General features: G+C 40.5%; 17 protein-coding genes. 9 read left to right on the top strand and 8 right to left on the bottom strand.

The window, feature by feature from the left end:
* Positions 1-2: 2 nt before the first annotated feature.
* Both B879_RS02080 and arfB read left to right on the top strand, forming a co-directional pair.
* Complete coding sequence (locus tag B879_RS02080) at positions 3-1,013, top strand: MlaD family protein (RefSeq protein WP_009183475.1); 1,011 nt, start codon at positions 3-5, stop codon at positions 1,011-1,013.
* The gene (gene arfB / locus B879_RS02075; protein WP_009183474.1) at positions 1,003-1,419 is read left to right on the top strand and encodes an alternative ribosome rescue aminoacyl-tRNA hydrolase ArfB; all 417 of its coding nucleotides are present in this window, start codon (positions 1,003-1,005) and stop codon (positions 1,417-1,419) included. The genes B879_RS02080 and arfB overlap by 11 nt, the downstream gene beginning before the upstream one ends.
* Here arfB and B879_RS02070 read toward each other — a convergent pair whose 3' ends face one another.
* From B879_RS02070 to B879_RS02060, 4 genes are all read right to left on the bottom strand, one after another.
* Positions 1,420-2,091 carry a LytR/AlgR family response regulator transcription factor gene (locus tag B879_RS02070; RefSeq protein WP_040400121.1) on the bottom strand — a complete coding sequence of 224 codons (672 nt, stop codon included), beginning with the start codon at positions 2,089-2,091 and terminating at the stop codon, positions 1,420-1,422. It lies immediately after the preceding gene.
* An 83-nt stretch (positions 2,092-2,174) separates the two neighbouring features.
* Positions 2,175-3,590 (bottom strand): sensor histidine kinase, encoded by a 1,416-nt coding sequence (locus B879_RS02065; protein ID WP_009183472.1) that lies wholly within the window; start codon positions 3,588-3,590, stop codon positions 2,175-2,177.
* A 29-nt stretch (positions 3,591-3,619) separates the two neighbouring features.
* On the bottom strand, positions 3,620-3,760 hold the full coding sequence (locus B879_RS22550; protein WP_009183471.1) for a hypothetical protein: 141 nt from the start codon (positions 3,758-3,760) through the stop codon (positions 3,620-3,622).
* 119 nt (positions 3,761-3,879) lie between these two features.
* Positions 3,880-5,346: an SLC13 family permease gene (locus B879_RS02060; RefSeq protein ID WP_009183470.1), complete on the bottom strand. Its 1,467-nt coding sequence runs from the start codon at positions 5,344-5,346 to the stop codon at positions 3,880-3,882.
* Positions 5,347-5,844: 498 nt separating this feature from the next.
* Here B879_RS02060 and B879_RS02055 point away from each other — a divergent pair, with 498 nt between their 5' ends.
* From B879_RS02055 to B879_RS02035, 5 genes are read left to right on the top strand one after another with little or no spacing between them, the layout of a single operon-like run.
* Positions 5,845-9,276 (top strand): 1,3-beta-D-glucan phosphorylase, GH149 family, encoded by a 3,432-nt coding sequence (locus B879_RS02055; RefSeq protein WP_009183469.1) that lies wholly within the window; start codon positions 5,845-5,847, stop codon positions 9,274-9,276.
* Positions 9,277-9,314: 38 nt separating this feature from the next.
* Complete coding sequence (locus tag B879_RS02050) at positions 9,315-11,060, top strand: glycoside hydrolase family 3 protein (protein ID WP_009183468.1); 1,746 nt, start codon at positions 9,315-9,317, stop codon at positions 11,058-11,060.
* A 40-nt stretch (positions 11,061-11,100) separates the two neighbouring features.
* Positions 11,101-12,375 carry a glycoside hydrolase family 17 protein gene (locus B879_RS02045; RefSeq protein WP_009183467.1) on the top strand — a complete coding sequence of 425 codons (1,275 nt, stop codon included), beginning with the start codon at positions 11,101-11,103 and terminating at the stop codon, positions 12,373-12,375.
* Between the two features lie 51 nt (positions 12,376-12,426).
* Positions 12,427-14,760: an MFS transporter gene (locus tag B879_RS02040; protein ID WP_040400119.1), complete on the top strand. Its 2,334-nt coding sequence runs from the start codon at positions 12,427-12,429 to the stop codon at positions 14,758-14,760.
* 2 nt (positions 14,761-14,762) lie between these two features.
* Positions 14,763-15,647, top strand: coding sequence for a glycosyl hydrolase family 17 protein (locus tag B879_RS02035; RefSeq protein ID WP_009183465.1), 885 nt, complete (start codon positions 14,763-14,765; stop codon positions 15,645-15,647).
* Between the two features lie 62 nt (positions 15,648-15,709).
* Here B879_RS02035 and B879_RS02030 read toward each other — a convergent pair whose 3' ends face one another.
* From B879_RS02030 to B879_RS02020, 3 genes are all read right to left on the bottom strand, one after another.
* The gene (locus B879_RS02030) at positions 15,710-16,762 is read right to left on the bottom strand and encodes a DUF922 domain-containing protein (RefSeq protein WP_202949566.1); all 1,053 of its coding nucleotides are present in this window, start codon (positions 16,760-16,762) and stop codon (positions 15,710-15,712) included.
* 41 nt (positions 16,763-16,803) lie between these two features.
* Positions 16,804-17,280: a hypothetical protein gene (locus B879_RS02025; RefSeq protein WP_009183463.1), complete on the bottom strand. Its 477-nt coding sequence runs from the start codon at positions 17,278-17,280 to the stop codon at positions 16,804-16,806.
* 87 nt (positions 17,281-17,367) lie between these two features.
* On the bottom strand, positions 17,368-17,826 hold the full coding sequence (locus tag B879_RS02020) for a cold-shock protein (RefSeq protein ID WP_009183462.1): 459 nt from the start codon (positions 17,824-17,826) through the stop codon (positions 17,368-17,370).
* Between the two features lie 175 nt (positions 17,827-18,001).
* Between B879_RS02020 and B879_RS02015 the strand changes: the two genes are divergently transcribed.
* Both B879_RS02015 and B879_RS02010 read left to right on the top strand, forming a co-directional pair.
* Complete coding sequence (locus tag B879_RS02015) at positions 18,002-19,129, top strand: XdhC family protein (RefSeq protein WP_009183461.1); 1,128 nt, start codon at positions 18,002-18,004, stop codon at positions 19,127-19,129.
* Complete coding sequence (locus B879_RS02010) at positions 19,122-19,718, top strand: nucleotidyltransferase family protein (protein ID WP_009183460.1); 597 nt, start codon at positions 19,122-19,124, stop codon at positions 19,716-19,718. Before B879_RS02015 ends, B879_RS02010 begins: the two co-directional genes overlap by 8 nt.
* 3 nt (positions 19,719-19,721) lie before the next feature.
* Here the strand turns inward: B879_RS02010 and B879_RS02005 are convergent, their stop codons facing one another.
* A complete protein-coding gene (locus tag B879_RS02005) occupies positions 19,722-20,864 on the bottom strand; it encodes a cysteine desulfurase family protein (protein ID WP_040400126.1) in 1,143 nt (380 codons plus the stop codon).
* Positions 20,865-21,090: the final 226 nt, after the last annotated feature.

Genomic DNA, 21,090 nt, shown 5'->3' with positions numbered 1-21,090 from the left:
AAATGAAGACTAAAAAAGTAATTGACAACAGTAAACTGGGCTTATTGGTCATTGCCGGTTTATTATTTCTTGTTTTGACACTCTATATGATTGGTAGAAACAAAAACTTATTTGGAACCTCTGTGACCATCACAGCCGTGGTAGACAATGTCAGTGGTCTGGTCCCGGGAAATAACGTACGCTACAAGGGGATGAATATTGGTACAGTCCGTTCCATTAGTATGGAAAATGACTCCTCCATTTTTATCACCATGGCAGTACAAAGAAGGATGAAAGAGTTCATTAAAAAAAATGCCCTAACTTCTATCAATACCGATGGATTGATGGGAAATAAAATATTACAAATACTTCCGCAGGGAGGATATGCCCCCATGATTTCGGAGGGAGATACACTATTTGCACAGGTTGGTCTGGATACAGAGGAAATGTTAAGAACCTTGGAAAGCACTGGGGACTATCTGGAAAAAACCTTTTATAACTTATCCAACGTGTCCCAGAAACTTAATGAAAGCCAGGCATTATGGAGCTTGCTTTCAGACACTTTGTTGACCGCTGAAATCAAAGCGGCAGTGGAAGAAATTCGTGATGCCGGAAACAACGCCTCAGAGATGGCGCAGGCAGGAACCCGCATGATCCGAACCCTGGAAAAAGGCGAGGGTTTGGTACGACAGGTTTTCACCGATACATTGATGGCGGGAAATTTTGCCCATTCTATAGAACACCTCTTAGAGGTAAGCGAGCAGACCAAAGATATCATGGAGCAAGTGAAGTCCATTTTGACTGATATTGAAAACAGTGAGGGTACTGCCAAGTTAGTGCTAGAAGATCCTGCTTTAAAAGAAGCGGTCTTAAACAGTATGTTGAATATTGAAGAAGGTACGGCGGCTTTTTCTGAAAACATGGAGGCCATGCGCAGCAATTTCCTATTTAGAAGGTATTTCAGAAGATTGGAAAGGGAAGAACAAAGAGAACAGGAACAAAGGCAACAAGAGGCTACTAAAAATGGGAATTGAAAGGAAGATTAAAGAAGGGGTATTGTTGCCTGAATTGGAATTCAAGGCCAGCAGGAGCTCAGGTCCAGGTGGGCAGCATGTCAACAAAACCAATACCCGGATTACATTGATCTTTAATGTTCCCAATTCTTTGGTTCTGGACGAAGGAGAGAAATCCATTTTGCTGGATAAGTTGGCGAACAAATTGGATACTGCCGGAAATCTGATCATTCATTCTCAGGAAAAGCGAAGTCAGATACAGAATAAGGAAATCGCAATCAACAAGTTCTATGATCTTTTGAGAAAAGCTTTTCAAAAAAAGAAGATCAGAAAAGCGACCAAACCCGGAAAAGCAGCCATAGAGCAAAGGATCAAAGACAAAAAAGCCCATGCCCAAAAGAAAAAGGAGAGGAGAGGGGATTGGTAATTATTTTAATTTTTCTAAAAGTGAATCATAATAGGTATTGCTAATTGGTACTTTTGCATGGCCCAGTTCCACTTGGTGTTTTTCAATTTTTGTCACCTTTGTACTGTTGATGATAAAAGAACGGTGTGTTTTGATGAAAGAGGAGGGAAGAAGTTGCTCCAATTCAGAGAAAGTCATCCTACTGAGTATTTTGTCCCCTGAAATTTGAAAAGTCACATAGTTTCCACTGGCTTCGCAATAGAGTAAATCCTCCAAATTGATCCTGATCTGATCTGCACCCGATTTGATAAAAATGCTGTCCTTGTTGCCGTTTTTTAAGGATTTCAGGTCTTTGGCCTTTTGACATGCTTTCAAAAACCTGGAAAGGCTAAAGGGTTTCAGTAGATAATCCAAAGCGTCCAATTCAAAACTTTTTACCGCATGCTCAGAATAAGCGGTAGTAAAAATCACCATGGTGTCTTTAGGAATCAGACCTGCAATTTCCAAGCCTGAAATATCCGGCATTTTAATGTCCAAAAACAAAACATCCACTGGGTTTTGCTGTAAGTATTCCAAACCTTTGATGGGATTGGTGAAAACAGCTTTTAATGATAAAAAAGGGACTTTGGAGGCATGGGATTTGACTACCTCCAAAGCCATACTTTCATCATCGATGGCCATTGCAGTGAGCATTATTGACTGTTTGGGTTAGTTGCTGAAATATTAAAATAAGGTCGAAATATAATTGAAATAGGATAGAAATATGGTCATATTCATCAAAGCTTGATACTCAAATGTACAAAATACTCTTCATCATTTTCCCTGATAATGAGCTCATGCTTGCCAGGGTATAGCAGTTGCAATCTTTGCTTCACATTTAAAAGTCCAATCCCAGAGGACTTTTTTTCCGGATCTTCAGCCGTACCTCTGTGAATACTGTTATTGACATCCAAATGAACAGATCCTTCCAAACACCTGAGATTGATCTTTATCCATGATTTCTTTTGCAGACTGACGCCATGTTTAAAAGCATTTTCGACGAAGGGGATCAGCAGCATAGGCGAAATCTGCCCATTGCATGGACTTTCTGATCGACTGAAATGAATATCAATGTATTCATGGTCATTTAGTCTTAATTCCTGCAGGGCCACATAATTCGTCAGGTATTCTTTTTCATGCTGTAATGGAATGCTTTCCCGGTGATTTTCATGCAGCATAAAGCGCATCATGTCTCCCAGTTTCTGGATACTTTCAGCAGTTTTTTCAGCCTTTTCCTGCAAAGCGGAGCCATAAAGGGTATTCAAAATATTAAATAGAAAATGAGGATTTATCTGAGACCTAAGAAAGTCCAAATTGGCCTTGCTTTGATCCACGGTGCTGGTCAACTGCCTGATTTCACTTTGGAAAATATCATATTTTTCAATGAATAAGTTGGAAATGGGAATCAAAACCGCCACTACCAGTACTGAAATGGCCAGACCAAGGAAGAAAAAAGGAGGGAAGTTCACATTGGAAATACCAATCAAGGAAAATATAAGCAAAATACTCACCGCCAATAGCAGGAGGTATAGATTAGCAGTGCTGACATTGCCTGCTTTTTTGTTTTTATAGATCAGAAAGAAATTGTAAAAAAATATCAGGATCAGACTGGGAATGATAATGGCAAAAAGGACTGCGATCGGTTCTGAACCAAGGCCCTGAAACTGAAACAGGAATAAAAATACAAATAGGTAAATAGCGGATAACCTGACAATATTGTAAGGTTTATAGTTTTCCAATCGAGGAGGAGCCAAAATCTGTCCCATGATGTAAACGAATATCAAATAACCTATGTATATGGCAATGGTATTGAAATAGAAAGGCATAAAGAAATCCTTGGTGATATCATTTGATACCGAAAAGGCACCCGTCAACACAAAGGAAAAGAAAGCTACCAAGAATAGTAAGGAACCATATTTCCACTTTACTCTTTCTTCAAAATACCCTGGGATCAACTTCATATGTACCAGATAGAAAGTGGTAATCAGAATGATAGGTATAAAGAGTTTAGCAAAATACTTACCCATGTAATCATCCTGATAATTGGAATAAAATGGATTCGCAGAAAGGATATTGCTGAGGATGATTGACAAAAAAACCAGGGCTACTACCCACCATTCAATTTGTTGAAAAGGAAGCCTATTTTCTTTCATAAAATAATGATTATTAGTTATATGTGTACTTATTTATTAACTGATACTTCAATAAAATCCAATTCAATTTTTTTGCTATATTTCTTTCTGTTGTCATGTTGGGCTATCACATATAAGTTATAGATAAGCCCCAAGACTATCAGGAAAAGGTAATGCTTATTCTTTTTCATCGGTTATGCTGCTGTAAGCTTACACAAGGTTAATCAAGTGCTTGCATGCTATCAAAAAAATGTGACGAATTGGTCCGATGATGTGACGGAAAGTCTTAAAATACCTTTTCAGCTCAAATTCAAAAGGGATAGGTCCCCAAATCCAATCCCCAAAGAAAAGGAAGAACAAAATAAGTAAACAAAGTAATGATTAATATAGATAGGATATTCATCCAAAGGCCTGCCCGAAACATATCCGGTATGCTAAGGTATCCTGAGCCAAAAACCACTGCATTGGGAGGAGTAGCCACAGGGAGCATAAAAGCACAACTGGCGGCCAAGGTGGCGCCTACCATTAAGCCAAAAGGGTGCACACCCATAGAGAAAGAAACAGCGGATAATATGGGTAATATCATGGAGGCTGTAGCCACATTGGAAGTGATTTCTGTTAAAAAATTAACAGCAGCAATGATGATCAAAAGGAAGAGTCCAAAGGCAATAAAATCCAGGAAAACAAACTGATTGCCTATCCATGCTGCCAGTCCTGTCACTTTGAAGCCTTCTGCTAATGAAAGACCACCGCCAAAAAGCAATAAAATTCCCCATGGTATTTTTTCAGCTGTTTTCCAGTCTAATAACTTAGTTTTAGGGTCGGAGGAGGGGATGACAAACAATAACACCACGCCCGCTATGGCGATTATGGTATCATCCAAGGCAGGTATCAATTCCTGTAATAAAAAGGTCCTGCTGATCCATGCAAGACTCACCAAGCCAAATACCCAAGATACCCTTTTTTCTTCTTTTGACATTGTGCCAAGGAGCATCAGTTGTTTTTCAATTTCTTCTTTACCACCTACCACAGAAAATGACTTTTCAAAAGGGTAGGCGATACGGACCAGGTACTGCCAACAAAGGAAAAGAAGAATCACGGAAATGGGCAATCCAAAAAGCATCCATTGAGAAAAGCTGATTTCAAATCCATACAGTTCTTTCACAACTCCTGCAAGAATAATATTGGTAGGTGTACCAATCAAGGTGGCGACACCTCCAATGGAAGCTGAATAGGCTATACCTAACATTAAGGCCTTTCCAATTTTATTTGGGGATTGTTCTTTCAATACACCAGCAGGGGACAATTGCGTAACTACTGCTATGGCTATCGGTAGCATCATTAGAGATGTGGCCGTATTGGAAATCCACATGGATAAAAAAGCTGTGGCTATCATAAACCCTAATATAATCTGCTGGATGTTTGTACCGATAAAGGATATGGTTTTTAAAGCTATCCTTTTATGCAGGTTCCACTTTTCTATACACATGGCAATCATAAAACCACCCATATATAACAAGACCATAGGATGAGAATAGGATGAAGCTGTATTGCTTATGGGTAAGGCACCCAATGTAGGAAGTAAAACTAAGGGCAATAAGGCTGTCGCAGCAATGGGAATGGCTTCTGTAATCCACCAAGTGGCAATCCAAGCCGTCACTGCCAACATGGCCAATGCTTCCTGAGACATATTTTTGGGTTCTACAAAAAACAAAATAAAAAGGAATAAAAACGGTCCTAAGATCCTTCCAATAAATGCCGTATTATTTTGGGACATGTGCTGTAGATATATCCCTCTAAGCTTATAAAAAAAATGAGAAAATCAAACAAAGAAAGAGGGCAGTGATGATTTGCTGGGAAATATGGTAAATCAAAGTCAATATGAATTATCTCTATTTAACATAATGTAAATTATATAACAAAAACAGGTTAATATATTACCACTTACAAAATAAGCCTAAGCGTTAAAGGTATTATATACGGGCGAAATATTGGATTACTAAAGATCAGTTTGATTTACCTATTGTGAAATGGATGTGTATTGTTAAAAAGGTTTATATGGTCAAATTTTCAGCTTATTTTTTACAATGCTGTATTGTAGTAGAAATTTTGTAGTAGCTCAGTGAAAGAATTGTTGTAATCATTTTATTTCATTTTCGATACAATAACCTCATCTTTAATCGTCATTTCATGCCAAAATATGCTGTAATGCAGATTTATGTGCTTTAGATGTTTTGGAAATGTCAATTGATCATTGAACCCAAATCTATACCAAGTGAATATAAAAGCAACCCCAAAACTAACTCAAGTCCATCTTGATAACGAAGTCTATTATAAGATTTCCAATGTGGATCAGATGAGACCTTTTTTTATGAGTATCATCAGCCCTTCCAACCATTGGTTGTTTATTGGCAGCAATGGTGGATTGAGTGCCGGTAGAAAGGATCCAGAAAATGCCTTATTCCCTTACTATACCGATGATAAAATCATTGAATCTTCAGAGGTTACAGGTTCTAAGACGATAATTCAAATTAAGGAAAATAATGGTATCCATATTTGGGAACCTTTCTCCATTCATTATGCCAATCTATATCAATTAGAGCGAAATCTCTATAAAAATGTGTATGGTAATAAAATTCTTTTTGAAGAAGTCAATCACGATTTAAACCTCAGCTTTCAATACGAATGGTGTACAAGTGACCATTATGGTTTTATTAAAACCAGTAAACTATTCAATCATTCGACAGCTGAGGTTACACTATCAATTGTAGACGGCATTCAAAATATCATGCCCTATGGTGTAGGCAGCGGGCTTCAAAGCCAACGCAGCAACCTGGTAGATGCCTATAAAAGAAGTGAACTTGAAAAGAAAAGCGGTATGGGCATTTTTGCTTTAAGTGCGATTATCGTGGACAAAGCAGAACCCAGTGAGGCCTTGAAAGCAACTGTAGCCTGGTCTCTTGGTGTTCCAAATGCCAAGCGGCTCCTCTCCTCTTCTCAACTAAATGCCTTCAGGAACGGGCAAACTTTAAGGGAGGAAACAGATGTCAAAGCAGAAAAAGGCGCTTATTTTCTTCACGCGGATATAGCAGTTCCAGCAAAAGGTTACAAAGAATGGATATTTGCAGCGGATATCAATAAAAGTGCCTCCAACATCATTGCCCTATCCAATGCCATCAACTCAGATAAGGACCTGATTGAAAAAGTAAAACAAGACATTGAAACAGGAACACAGCAATTGGTTCAATTGAATGCCGGTGCAGATGGGCTGCAGTTGACAACCGATCATCTTCGAGATACCCGCCATTTTGCCAATGCCATGTTCAATATCATGCGCGGTGGTATTTTTGATGAGAATTACCAAATCGAAAAAACCGATTTGATCCATTATCTCTCCAAAGCAAATAAACAGGTTTTTGAAAAGCATAAATCCTCTATTCAATCCTTTGGGAATCAATTATCCGTCACGCAATTAAAAGCCTTTGCCTTGGGTGAAGCGGATACAGACCTCAGACGTCTATTGCTGGAGTATTTGCCTTTGAAGTTCAGCCGTAGACATGGCGATCCAAGCCGGCCTTGGAACCAATTTTCCATCAATACCCGGAATGAACATGATGGTTCAAAAGTGTTGGACTACGCGGGAAATTGGAGGGATATCTTCCAGAACTGGGAAGCCTTGGCCCACTCCTACCCAGGGTTCATCCAAGGCATGATATTTAAGTTTCTAAATGCCTCTACATTTGATGGTTATAATCCATACAGGGTGACCAAACATGGTATTGATTGGGAGCGAATCGAAGCGGATGATCCCTGGTCTTATATTGGTTATTGGGGTGACCATCAGATCATTTACCTTTTAAAGTTCCTAGAGTTTTCCGAAAGCCTTGCCCCTGGAAGTCTTGAAAGTTATTTTAATGAAGAGGTCTTTGTTTATGCCAATGTACCCTATAAAATAAAGGCTTACGAAGAAATCCTCAAGAACCCAAAGGATACCATAGACTTTGACCATCAGCTTGATCATAGCATCATGGAGAGATGGGCTGTGTTGGGTGCTGACGCTGCCTTATTGCAAAATGGAAATGGCGCCATCCATCATGTAAATTTCATTGAAAAGATTCTGGCGACTGTGTTGGCCAAAATTTCCAATTTTATTCCTGAAGGAGGTATTTGGATGAATACCCAGAGACCGGAATGGAATGATGCCAACAATGCATTGGTGGGGAATGGTGTCTCTATGGTTACCCTGTACTACCTCAGAAGATTTCTGACATTTTTTAATGAAGTCCTTGAAAATAGCGAAATACAGCAGGTTAGCATTTCAGAGGAGTTGCTTCAGTTCTTTGAAAGTGTGAAGAAAACGCTTTTCCAAAACCATCACCTGCTTGATGGAAAGATTTCCGATAAGGACCGCAAAACCATACTTGATGACTTAGGAATTGCTGGGAGTAACTATCGTTGGGGCATTTACGAGCACTCTTTTTCCAACACAAGGAGAACACTATCTTTAAAAGACGTAAAGGAGTTTTCAACACTTTGCCTTTGGTACCTCGACCACTCTATTCGAGCCAACAAACGGTCTGATAATTTGTACCATGCTTATAACCTGATGACCCTTGAAAATGATCAAGAGGTATCCATTTCCTACCTCAGCGAAATGCTGGAAGGACAGGTGGCTGTGTTGAGTTCAGGTTATTTGTCCTCCTTAGAAGCCCTTGAAACATTGGATAGTTTAAAGTCAAGTCTGCTTTTCAGAGAGGATCAGTTCAGTTACCTGCTTTATCCCAATAAGGATTTACCGGGATTCCTTCAAAAAAATGTCATTCCAAAAAGTGATGTCTCCAAATCTGAGCTTTTGAATGCCTTGTTAAATGCGAGTAACACCGCTATCATTCAAAAAGATGAGAATGGCGGTTTCCATTTCAACGGAAATTTCAGAAATGCTTCAGACCTGCAAGTAGCCTTGGAAGCCTTGGACAGTAAGGAGTATCCTTTATCGGAGACCAATAAAAAAGAAGTCTTCCAGATTTTCGAAAAAGTCTTTAACCATAAAGCCTTTACAGGAAGATCAGGCACTTTTTATGGATATGAAGGATTAGGCTCCATCTATTGGCACATGGTTTCCAAACTGCAACTGGCCGTATTGGAAGTTTGCCAAAAGGCCATCCAAGATGGGGAAAACGAAGCATTGGTAGGCAAGCTGTTGGAACATTACTATGAAATCAATGAAGGCATTGGGGTTCACAAGTCCCCTACCCTTTATGGTGCATTCCCCACAGATCCTTATTCACATACTCCGTCCAATAAAGGTGTGCAGCAGCCAGGGATGACTGGTCAGGTTAAAGAAGATATCATTTCCCGTTTCGGGGAGCTTGGTGTGGGTGTAAAAGAAGGGCAACTTACCTTTTATCCTTCCATGCTAAGGAAGTCGGAGTTCTTAACAAGCCCACAATATTTCAGGTTCGTGGATGTCCTTGGTTCTTCCCACAACATATCTATAGCGCCAAATTCACTGGTATTTACCTATTGTCAGGTTCCTGTGATTTATACTTTGGCTGGAGAAAATGCTGTTGAAGTGATTTTGAAGGATGGCTCTCGTTTGAATGTCAAAGGTTTAAGTTTGGATAAGGTTTCAAGTGAAAAAATATTCAACCGGACTGCTGAAGTGGTTCAATTGATAGTCAACATCAAAGAAGATATACTTAAATAAGCATCTCAACAGCCTGTAAAACAGCCCTTTTTTGAAGGATGAATAGCAAAATCAAGAAGGATATAGCCATAGAGGAAAAAATAGAAGCGCTTCTTCAACAGATGACTTTAGAGGAAAAAATCGGTCAAATGTCACAGGTGCGCCATTTTGATGATATTACCTTGGAGGACATTAAAACCAAGTATATTGGTTCGGTGATCCATACCCAGGGCCCTCTTCCAGGTAATGATGCGCTACAATGGCAGGAGAAATTTTCTCAAATGCAGCAGCAGGCTTTGAAAACCAGATTGGGCATACCTTTACTTTTTGGGGTGGATGCAGTACATGGGCAAAATACCTATGAAGGAGCGACCATCTTTCCCCATAACATTGGTTTGGGTGCTTCAGGGAATGCTGACTTGGTACAAAAAGTAGCCGCCATTACCGCCATAGAGTCCCAAGCGACAGGCTTCAATTGGGTTTTCTCTCCTTGTGTAGCTATCCCATTCAATGAGAAGTGGGGCCGGGTGTACGAGGCATTTTCCGAAAGTGCAGAACTTACTGCAGCACTGACAAGGGCTTCTGTAAAAGGACATCAAGATCAGGAGGGAAAGTTTGGCGTGATGGCCACCGCCAAACACTTTATTGGCGATGGGGCTACAGATTTTGGAATAGAGGGCGGCAATACCTCTTTAAGTCAGGAAGAAGTCATTCAACGTTTACTCCTTCCCTATCAGGCAGCTATTGAGGAAGGCGTGGGAGCCATCATGGCTTCTTTTAATACCTTGAATGGAATTTCTATGCATGCGCATAAAGCGATGATCACCGATCTTTTGAAGGACAAGCTGAATTTTGAGGGAATGATCGTGTCTGATTGGAAGGCCTATTCGCGATTTGGTGGAAATGACATCATCAATGCCGGAATAGATATGGTAATGGCAGTGGATGGGGATTTGGACATGTTTCAGGAGGGTGTAAAAAATGGAGTTCTGAATGAGGAAATACCGGAAGAAAGAATTGACGATGCCGTACGAAGAATTCTGATGCAAAAGTATCGCCTTGGACTCTTTGATAACCCTTTCCCTGACAAAAGGCTGATTGAAAAAATTGGTAAAAAAGATCACCGGGACCTGGCCCGTCAGGCTGTCAGGGAATCCTTGGTGCTATTGAAGAATGAAAACAATGCACTCCCCCTGAATAAGCAAACCAAAGTAGTGGTGGTTGGCGAATTTGGAAATAATTCCGGGCTTCAGTCCGGAGGGTGGACCATAAACTGGCAGGGTAGCACTGAAAATTATAAAGGGGCAACTACCATCTTGGAGGGCATCAGGAAGTTTTCAGAGCATGAGGTAATATATGATCCTGATGGGACGGTACCTGTCACAGATGTAGATGTGGCTGTTGTCATCGTAGGTGAAACACCCTATGCAGAGTTTTTTGGAGATATAGGCGGTGAGATGAACCTCTTTCAACTTACGCTCACAGAAAAACACCAAAACTATATTCAGAACTATGTGGAGAAAGAAATTCCGACGGTAGTGTTACTCATTTCGGGAAGACCTTTGGTAGTGACCCAAGAAATAGAAAAATCCAATGCATTTATAGCAGCTTGGTTGCCAGGTTCTGAGGGAGATGGTATTGCAGAGGTATTGTATGGAGCCTATGATTTCAATGGGAAACTCCCCCACTCCTGGCCAAAGTCAGTAGAAGATTACCATGGTAAATATGGTCCCAATTTTTGGGATGATACAATAATGCCATTATTTCCTTTGGGATTTGGTTTGAGTTATGATAAAATATTGTAAATCTGTAAGTTAATTGTTCATATATAAAAGATACTTGAATATGAAATGGACATTCATCAAATCCCTATGCTATGGAATGGCGCTCACAATGGCCTTTTCCTGTAACAAGAAAACAATAGAAGTAGAATCAGTTCAATCAACAAAACATAAAGAAGTGACAGCAAAAGATATTTTAGGAAATCCGGATTACCAGGCCATATCTTACGAAGGATACAGGGATTTATCCAGAGAAATTCAACCAAGTATTGCCCAGTTAATGGAAGATGTTAAGATTTTATCCGCCATGGGCATCAAAGTATTGCGAACATATAATGTGCAATTTCCCCATGCAGCCAATCTGCTAAAGGCGATTAGAGAGTTAAAAAATGCAGATCCTGATTTTGAAATGTATGTCATGTTAGGTGCCTGGATTGATTGTAAAAATGCCTGGACAGACATGGAGCCTGATCATGAGGTAGAAAGTGAACAAAATGCAGAGGAAATTGAACGTGCCGCAGCACTGGCCAATGAGTATCCGGATATCGTCAAGATCCTTGCTGTAGGCAATGAGGCCATGGTGAAATGGGCTACTGCTTACTACGTGCAACCTTGGGTCATCCTTAAATGGGTCAACCATTTACAAGAGATGAAGGCTTCCGGAGATCTTCCAAAAGACCTTTGGATTACCAGTTCGGATGATTTTTCTTCCTGGGGCGGTGGAGACCCTATGTACCACACCGAAGATTTGGAGAAATTGGCACATGCGGTAGATTACATTTCCATTCACACCTACCCTTTCCACAATAGCCATTATAACCCTGATTTTTGGAGGGTCCCCAATGAGGAAAGTCAGCTTTCGGAGATAGAAAAGGTGGATGCAGCAATGCTTCGCGCCATAGATTTTGCCAAAATGCAGTACGATTCAGTGGCCAGTTATATGAGAGGACTGGGTGTTGAAAAGCCCATTCATATTGGAGAAACAGGCTGGGCCAGCGTTTCAGATGGCTTTTATGGAACTGAGGGTTCACTTGCTGCAGATGAATATAAACTGGGTCTTTATTACAAGCACATGCGGGAATGGACGAATGCTGCTGGGATCTCCTGCTTTTACTTTGAAGGCTTTGATGAGCCTTGGAAAGATTCCCAAAACCCAATAGGTTCTGAAAATCATTTTGGTCTTTTCACAGTAAAAGGTGAGGCCAAATATCCACTGTGGGACCTGGTAGATCAGGGGATTTTTGAGAACCTAAGTCGTGATGGAAACCCCATCATCAAAACTTACGGAGGGGACAAGGAAAAACTGCTCCAAGAAGTAATGGCACCTCCATATCGATAAATACAAATTCAAAACCCGAAAATACCATTAGCCACTTCAACCCAAAATAAAATGTCAACAACAAGCAGAAGCGTTCCGATGGGCCAAAAGATTGCCTTCGGTATCGGTATGTTAGCCAACCAAATGTTCCCTGCGATACTGGGGATTTTTATGGTTGTGCTGGTTCAGGATTTAGGATTTCCAGGATGGATGTGGGGCATCCTGTTTTTCCTTCCCAGGGTATTCGATTCCATTACAGATCCCATCATGGGCTTCATCTCTGATAATACCAAATCCAAGTGGGGCCGCAGAAGACAATATGTGTTTATAGGAGCCATTATGCTAGGTGTTTCCTTTGTAGTCATGTGGCAATTGTACAGGGAAAATGGAGTGGATTACAATTTTGCCTACTTCTTGTTCTGGTCCTTTATCTTCTATTTGGGCTTGACCATTTTCAGCGTGCCCTACGTGGCCATGGGCTATGAAATGAGCAATGATTTCCATGAAAGAACTGATATCATGGCGGTGGCCCAGTGGATTGGTCAGTGGGCCTGGGTGATTGCTCCATGGTTTTGGGTAATCATGTACGATCCTTCTTGGTTTGAATCTGCCGATGTTGCCACCCGTGAACTTGCCCTATGGGTTGGAATAGTTTGTATGGTCTTTGCGATGGTACCTGCAATTTTCATTAAAAGTACATCCACTTTGAATGAAAATTACTCTCCTTTGACGCCCCAGAATATTGGTTCCAGCCTCAAGGAGATATTGCAGGGTTTTAAAGAAGCCTTTACTTCCATCCCTTTCAGAAAGTTGTGTATTGCCACTTTCTTGATTTTCAATGCCTTCAATACCATTGCCGCATTTTCATTTTTTATTGTGGTTTACTACTTATTCAGTGGAGATGCCGGAGCTGCTGGTGTTTGGCCAACCCTTTTTGGAAGTGTCGGGGCTTTGGTTACTACCTTTATCGTTATTCCAATTGTAGCCAAGCTTTCCAAAAAAATTGGAAAGAAAAGGGCTTTTATTGCTTCTCAGGGGATTTCTGTTTTCGGTTATATTTTGCTTTGGTTTTTATTTATTCCTGGTAAACCCTACATGTTCCTATTTGCCCTCCCCTTCTTTTCATTTGGTATAGGCAGTTTGTTTACCTTGATGATGTCTATGACAGCTGATGTGATTGACTTGGATGAATTGAGTTCGGGTAAGAGACGTGAAGGCGTTTTTGGTGCCATATATTGGTGGATGGTCAAGTTCGGATTCGCTATTGCAGGTTTGCTTAGCGGAGCAATATTAACCATCGTGGGATTTGATGCGACACTGGAAACCCAATCAGAAGGGGCTGTATTGGGACTAAGGGCATTCTATTCCGGCCTGCCCATACTCGGTACGTTAATAGCCATGTATGTGATGAAAGACTACGACTTGACAGAGACACGTGCCAATGAAATACGGGCTGAATTGGATGCGCGTAAAAGTACCAAACCTATCACCATTACTTCTGTCTATCAAAATAGAAATGCCCTCCTTGTATCTCAAAAACAGACGCTGGAAACAGATTTTGATTTTTCAAAAACTACTCCATCTGACATTAAGAATGCTTTCAATAACACGCTTAACACCGGTCTTCACGGTATTTGCTTCAGTCCCTATTTAGAGGGGCAAAGCATCGGGGAACACTTAACTGAAGCACAAATCATCCGGAGAATGGAAGTGGTAGCCCCTTATACCCAATGGATACGCTCTTTCTCTTGTACGGAAGGGAATGAATTTATTCCAAAGGTGGCGAAGCAGAAGGGATTAAAGACCATGGTTGGGGCTTGGATTGATAGCAATAAAGCCAATAATGACAAAGAAATTGAGTCCTTGATCAGTTTAGCGGACCAGGGCTTGGTGGATATTGCAGTGGTCGGAAATGAAGTAATGCTCAGGAATGAATTAACCGAAGAAGAACTGTTGCATTACATCCAAAAAGTAAAACAGGCCCTTCCCGGTATACCGGTAGGTTACGTGGATGCCTACTATCAGTTTAAGGAAAATCCTGCCTTGGTGGATGCTTGTGATATTGTACTGGTTAACTGCTACCCATTCTGGGAAGGAAGCAATATCACGCATGCAACAGCGCATTTGAAAGAAATGTATTCCCTAGCGAAGCAGGCTGCAAATGGCAAGAAAGTCATCATCACCGAAACAGGTTGGCCAAATGAAGGCAGTAGTAACAATGAGGCCTACCCTTCCATGGAAAATGCCATGCGCTATTTTATCAATATCCAAAATTGGTCTCAAGAAGAAAGCGTGGAGATGTTTTACTTTTCTTCCTTTGATGAATCCTGGAAAGTACGCCATGAGGGTGATGTAGGCCAGGCTTGGGGATTGTGGGATAAAAATGAAAACTTAAAATATAAATAACTATGTCGTTTAACCCTGACAAAATTTTGGCCCTTGCTGGAAAAGATTTGCAAGGCTTTTCTAACAAAGAATTATCGGAATTATTTAGGTCTACGCTAAAAGAAGGCATGCCTGGCCTTTGTTTTAGCCCTTATGAAGATGGGCAGCAACCAGGAGATCAGCTTTCTGAAGAACAAATTCGCAGACGTTTAAATATCATTCGCCCCTATACCCAGTGGGTCCGGTCCTTTTCCTGTACAGATGGTAATGAACTGATTCCAAAAATTGCCAAAGAATATGGCATCAAAACCCTTGTTGGCGCTTGGTTGGGAAAGGATGATGAGATCAACCAAAAAGAAGTCAAAAACCTGATCCAATTGGCAAAGGATGGCTACGTAGATATTGCCGCTGTGGGCAATGAGGTAATGTATAGAAAGGATCTGAGTGAAGATCAACTCCTTGAATTTATCCATCAGGTGAAAAGTGAGTTGCCTGATATCCCTGTAGGTTATGTGGATGCTTATTATGAATTTGAACGTAAACCACGCATTACCGACGCCTGTGATGTGATCCTTGCCAATTGCTATCCTTATTGGGAAGGTTGTGCGTTGGATTATTCCTTATTGTACATCAAAGACATGTATGCCAGAGCAGTACGTTCCGGTAATGGCAAGAAGGTTATCATTACAGAGACAGGTTGGCCAAGCCAAGGAACTGCACTTTACGGCGCCGTTCCTTCTGACGAAAACTTTATCAAATATTTTATCAATATCCAGAAATGGTCCAAGGAGGAATCCATCGATATCCATTATTTTTCTTCTTTTGATGAGGCTTGGAAAGTGGGTGCCGAAGGTGATGTGGGTGCCTATTGGGGATTATGGGATAAAGATGAAGATTTGAAGTACTAAATTCGAGAACCCACAAAAAGGGCTGATACAAAAAAACAGTATCGGCCTTTTTTTATTAAAAATCATTGGCTAAGGACCCGATCTATCCCTGCCCAATTACCTTTTAAAGCCTCATCCAGCAGGCCATTCCATTCTTCCTGTGCCTGAATATCCATGCCATGCCGGGTCTGCTTGTCATAAATCTCCTGAAGGCGGTTCATTTCTCTGTAAGCATCAAAAAAAGCATCATTGATGGTCGCTTCATACCAATCCGGGTCCAGGTCAAGGTTTTTTAGTTTGGTTATTAGCCGGTTTGCTACCACCCTGACCACATCAAAATGTCTCTGCTCATGGTTGAGCGCATAATCACTGGGATTTTTTACCCATGATTGTTCTGGCAACATGTATACATCAATTTCTATCCGTTGTACAATTTCCCCAGCTTCAATCATCGATTTGCCCTGCATGGAAAAACTGGTGAAAATGCTGGCATTGAACCTGCTGCTTCTCTGGGGTTTATCTCTAAAATCGCTCCATTGAAGTGGTCTGTTTACGTCATAATACACCGTGTCGCGGTGACTGGGCTTCACTTGGTCAATGATTTCCAAACGTACAGTTCTGGCCAAATGTCTATTTTCCATTACCTGGAGTTTCATCCAGGTATCAAAATAACTGACGCTGTTTTTGAAAACCCTATTGACTACGTTTTCTATCATATCCAGCCTGTTGATGGACCGTTTGTACTGGGCAGAACCATTATAGTCCACCAAATGGACAGGTTCTCCTATCCCCATTTTATAAAATCCTATTACCAGCTGAAAATCACCTTCATATACATTATTATTTGAAGCTTTTTTTTCACTTACTTTTACTTCATAAATTCTTACCTGAATGGATTGGGAGCTGCCTTCAATTTGTTGTATGGCTGAGTGAAAAAAGTTTTTAACCGTTTGGTCGAGCTGTGCTTTAAAGGCGATGTTTCTTTTGACGTTGCCAAGGGCATGCACCTGCCCAATTTGTTGCTTAGACACCCGAAGGTCCAGTACTTCTTTGATCTGGTAGCCAAGTCCTTTCATGGGATCCCCATCATACCGCAGATGGATCTGTAAATCTTGGGCCAACAAGGGAGGTCCCAAGATTAAAATACACAACCAAAAGAAAAGAATTCTCAAATTAACTACCCGTTTAGACTTTCTAGTTGTAAACGAAAATCATACTGTAAATCTTCATGAAGACCTGAAATAATTTTTTCTACTTTGCCTAGTTGGATTTTGTAAAGGTTCTCAATGACGGGATGACGGAAATTGAGGTAGCCATAAAGCTTCATCTTTTCACAAAAATACAAGATGAGCTCCGCATGAGCTTCTTTGTCTTTACTCAGTTTCAGGTGTTTATTCAATTTCCTACGAATGGCCTGCGCGGATTTTTTGGCCAAATGATAATGCTTGGTATTGGCATCCATGAATGCCAGATCGAGATCTTCCTTTACCATGTCAATAAAGATGCGTGGATTCTCTCTCTCAAAAAGTTTAAAATAGAGATAGGCTTTATTGTCCCGGTTAAATTTACTGAGGTTTATGATGACTTCTGTCAGCTCTTTTTCATCAAGATATTGCAACTCTTTTTTAATATCTGCCAATGAAGGTATTTTCATGCTTTTCGGGGAAGCTATCCTGTAAGAAATAAACAAGCCTGGAAAAATTCAATGATTTTTTCCAGGCTTTGGAATTAGAATTACTTTTTACTGAACAAGTTTAACTTCTATGGCGCTAATGCCTTTAGGAGTTTTCTCCGTCAAAAAGGTTACTTTATCATTTTCTCTGATTTCATCAATACAGCCACTCATGTGTACAAATATACTTTCCTGTGTTTGTTCATCTTTTATGAAACCATAACCTTTGGAATCATTGAAAAATGTCACTTTGCCCTTCCTGCCTGCATCTGAATCTTCAGCTTCAACGGCTTTAGGGATACCTATATCAATGGTATCAGGATCAATTTCCTTCTTCTTTTTGCTCGGATCAGGTGGTGTAGAAGTGATATTCCCAAATTCATCCACATATGCAATCATGTCTTCAAAATCTGTTGACTTGTCTGTATCAGAATTTCTGGCTTCTCTTTTTTCCTTCTTCTCCTGTTTCTTTTTAGCTCTTTGTTTTTCCTTTTCTTTTTTACTAAATGTTTCTCTTGATCTTGCCATATGTTACAAAATTCTCTTTTTTTCCCTGTATTTCCTATTAATTTCGAAAATGATTGCCAGATTTACAAATAATGCTAGCAAATCCTTTCCAGATTGAATTTCTACTTTTACCTTCTATCAAATCTGTTTTCTTCTGCCTAAAAAATTATGTAGTTTGGGGATTTAATTCGAGGACATGAAAGAATTCCAGCAAATCATTCAAGCTTATAAAATCTGTCAGGAAAATGATCAAAAGGCAGCCTTAGCAACTGTAGTTAAAGTGGATGGTTCTGCTTATCGCCGTCCTGGTGCAAGAATGTTGGTGACTGAAGACGGTATGCTGACAGGAGCTATTTCTGGTGGCTGTCTCGAAGGAGATGCACTTAGAAAAGCCCAATCGGTAATTTTTCAACAAAAATCAATGTTGGTAACCTACGATACCACAGACGAAGACGATCAGAAATTCGGTATAGGCTTGGGATGTAACGGTATCATCCAAGTACTCATTGAACCCATTGACGCATCTAATCCAGACAATCCCCTTGAATTATTGAAAAAGGCGCTTTTAAATAGAGATAGGGCGGTTTTGCTCACTTTCTTTTCCCTTAAAAGGTCAAAAGAACAACAAATTGGGACTAAATTGCTGTTAAAGTCAGCTAAATGGTCAGGTGATGAATCCCCTATTCCCTCTATATTGTTAGAAGAAGTAAAAAGGATAGCTGGTCAAATTGAAGTGGAGGGAAATAACCTGATAAAAACTTACACGGAACAGGATGAACTCGTGGTCTTTTACGAACTTATTAAAAGTGCTACTAGGGTTTTGTTGTTTGGCGCTGGGAATGATACACAGCCACTCGCCAAAATGGCTGAGCTATTGGGCTGGGAACTTTGGTTGATAGACGGAAGAAAATCATATGCTACCGAAGGTAGATTTCCTTCAGCCTTCAAAATTTTGACTGGAACGCCCGAGGAAACCATTGATCAAGTGGCATGGGATCTAAATACAGTGGCCTTGCTGATGACCCACAACTTCGAATATGAAGTTCAGGTACTTAAACGGATCCAAGCTTGGGAACTTCCCTATGTAGGTATTCTTGGACCTAAAAAGAAAACCTTTAAACTATTGGAAAGACTTCAACAAGAAGGGATACAGGTAGATGATAGGAATATTTTCGGCCCTGTGGGTTTGGACATAGGCGCTGAGGGTTCAGAAGAAATCGCCCTTTCTATCTTAAGTGAAATCAAAATGGTGCTGGCTAAGAAACCGGGGTCAAACCTAAGGAGCAAAGAAGGGCCCATACACGAAGAAAATGTCCATGGATAAATTTCCCATTGGTATAATAATCCTTGCTGCAGGAGGTTCTTTACGTTTGGGCCAACCCAAACAACTATTGGCCTATGAGGGAAAAACTTTACTCGAAAATGCCATTAATGCAGGAAGGGAATCAAAAGCCATAGATTGCGTCGTGGTTTTGGGAGGCAATGAAGAGGTCATCAGAAAGCAACTGGACCTTAAACATACCTGGGTCATAAGTAATCCTGACTGGGAAAAGGGAATGTCTGCTAGCCTGCGGTTAGGTTTGAAATTGTTGATTACAAAAAGGTCCTTGGATGCTGTTTTACTCATGTTGGTGGATCAGCCTTTTGTGGATGCAACCCTTTTGGATAAAATGATGACCAAATGGGTTAATAATGGGAAAGGAATAGTTGCTTGTGCTTATCAAAACACCTTGGGTGTTCCTGCTATTTTTGGGAAAGAATATTTCCCTGAACTTTTGGCCCTATCAGATGCGGAGGGTGCTAAGAAAGTTATTTATTCCCATCCCTTGGAAACAATGGCTATAGATTTTCCTTTAGGGATTGTGGATGTAGATACCCAGCAGGATTACGAAAAACTCTTGAGGAAGTCGTAATTTTTAATTTCTAAGCTTTTCAAGAACAGCATTAACATGTTCAATACAAGTCATTATGTCTTCTTCCTGTGTGAATTTTCCAAGGCTAAAACGAATAGAGGCCCTTCCAAGATCATTGCTAAGTCCCATTGCTGCCAAAACATGGGAGGGCTTAGGCAAAATGCTGCTACAGGCTGAGCCTGAACTTACCGCTATTTTTTGATTGACAGCCCTCAAAAGGGCATCCCCTTCCACCCCACCGAATGCTATATTAGTGACGTGCGTTAAACGGTTTTCATTGCTTCCATTGAGTGTGGTATCAGGGATGGAAAGCAGGTTATCTTCCAAAAGGTTCCGCAACTTGCCCAACTTTTCGCCCTCATTGATCATTGACATTTGCCGAATTTCAGCAGCTTTTCCCATACCTACAATACCAGGAACATTCAAAGTCCCGCTTCTGAATCCTTTTTCATGTCCTCCTCCCACAATAATGGGCAGGGGCTTAGGAAGGGAATGATTGTGCCTGATGTAGAGTGCCCCTACCCCTTTTGGTCCGTAAAATTTATGGGCCGAAAAGGCCATCAAGTGGATATTTTGTGTATTTACAGGTATTTTACCTACTGCTTGAACAGCATCGGTTAAAAAGATTATCTGATGTTCCTCAGCGATTTTGGCAATTTGTTCCACGGGGTGGATAATGCCGGTTTCGTTATTGGCCCACATCAGGCAAATCATTTTTGTATGGGGTTTAATATTTTCTTGTAGGTCTTTTAGATTGATTTCACCTTTATTGTTGACATCCAAAAAGCTGACTTCTGCTCCTTGGGCTTGGATTTTATGGAAATTGTCCAGGACAGCCTTATGCTCCGTCTTGCAGGTAATATAGTGCTGACTTTCATTTGAGAACAATTCAAAAATTCCCTGAATGGCCAGATTTAGTGATTCGGTGGCACCGGAAGTAAAAATGATTTCTTTTGGTTTAGCACCAATCAAATTTGCAACCTGTTCCCTTGATGTTTCAACAGCCTCCTCGGCAAGCCATCCATAGGGATGGCTTTTACTTGCGGCATTTCCAAAGTGCTTGCTGAAAAATGGAAGCATGCCTTCCACTACTTTCGGGTCACAGGGCGTTGTAGCGTTATAGTCCAAATAAATAGGATAATTCATATTACTAATTTCCACATTTTTTTCACCTCCCCCAAGATTCATTGTGAAAAGTGGAGTTTTTCAAATTTAACCTGACTGAGTAAATTTTTAAGAATATCTCTTTGCCCTTCTTCTGAAGTCAGCTAACTTCTTTTACTTTTAAAAAAGTCTTAGATTTCGGGTAAAAAGGTTGAGATGAAAAAAAAACGGATTTATTTCTTAAACCTCCGGTACTATTGAATTATTT

The organism is Cecembia lonarensis LW9 (genome assembly GCF_000298295.1).
Lineage (GTDB): Bacteria > Bacteroidota > Bacteroidia > Cytophagales > Cyclobacteriaceae > Cecembia > Cecembia lonarensis.
The sequence above is the reverse complement of the archived record's forward strand: the minus strand, read 5'-3'. Positions and strand labels throughout refer to the sequence as shown.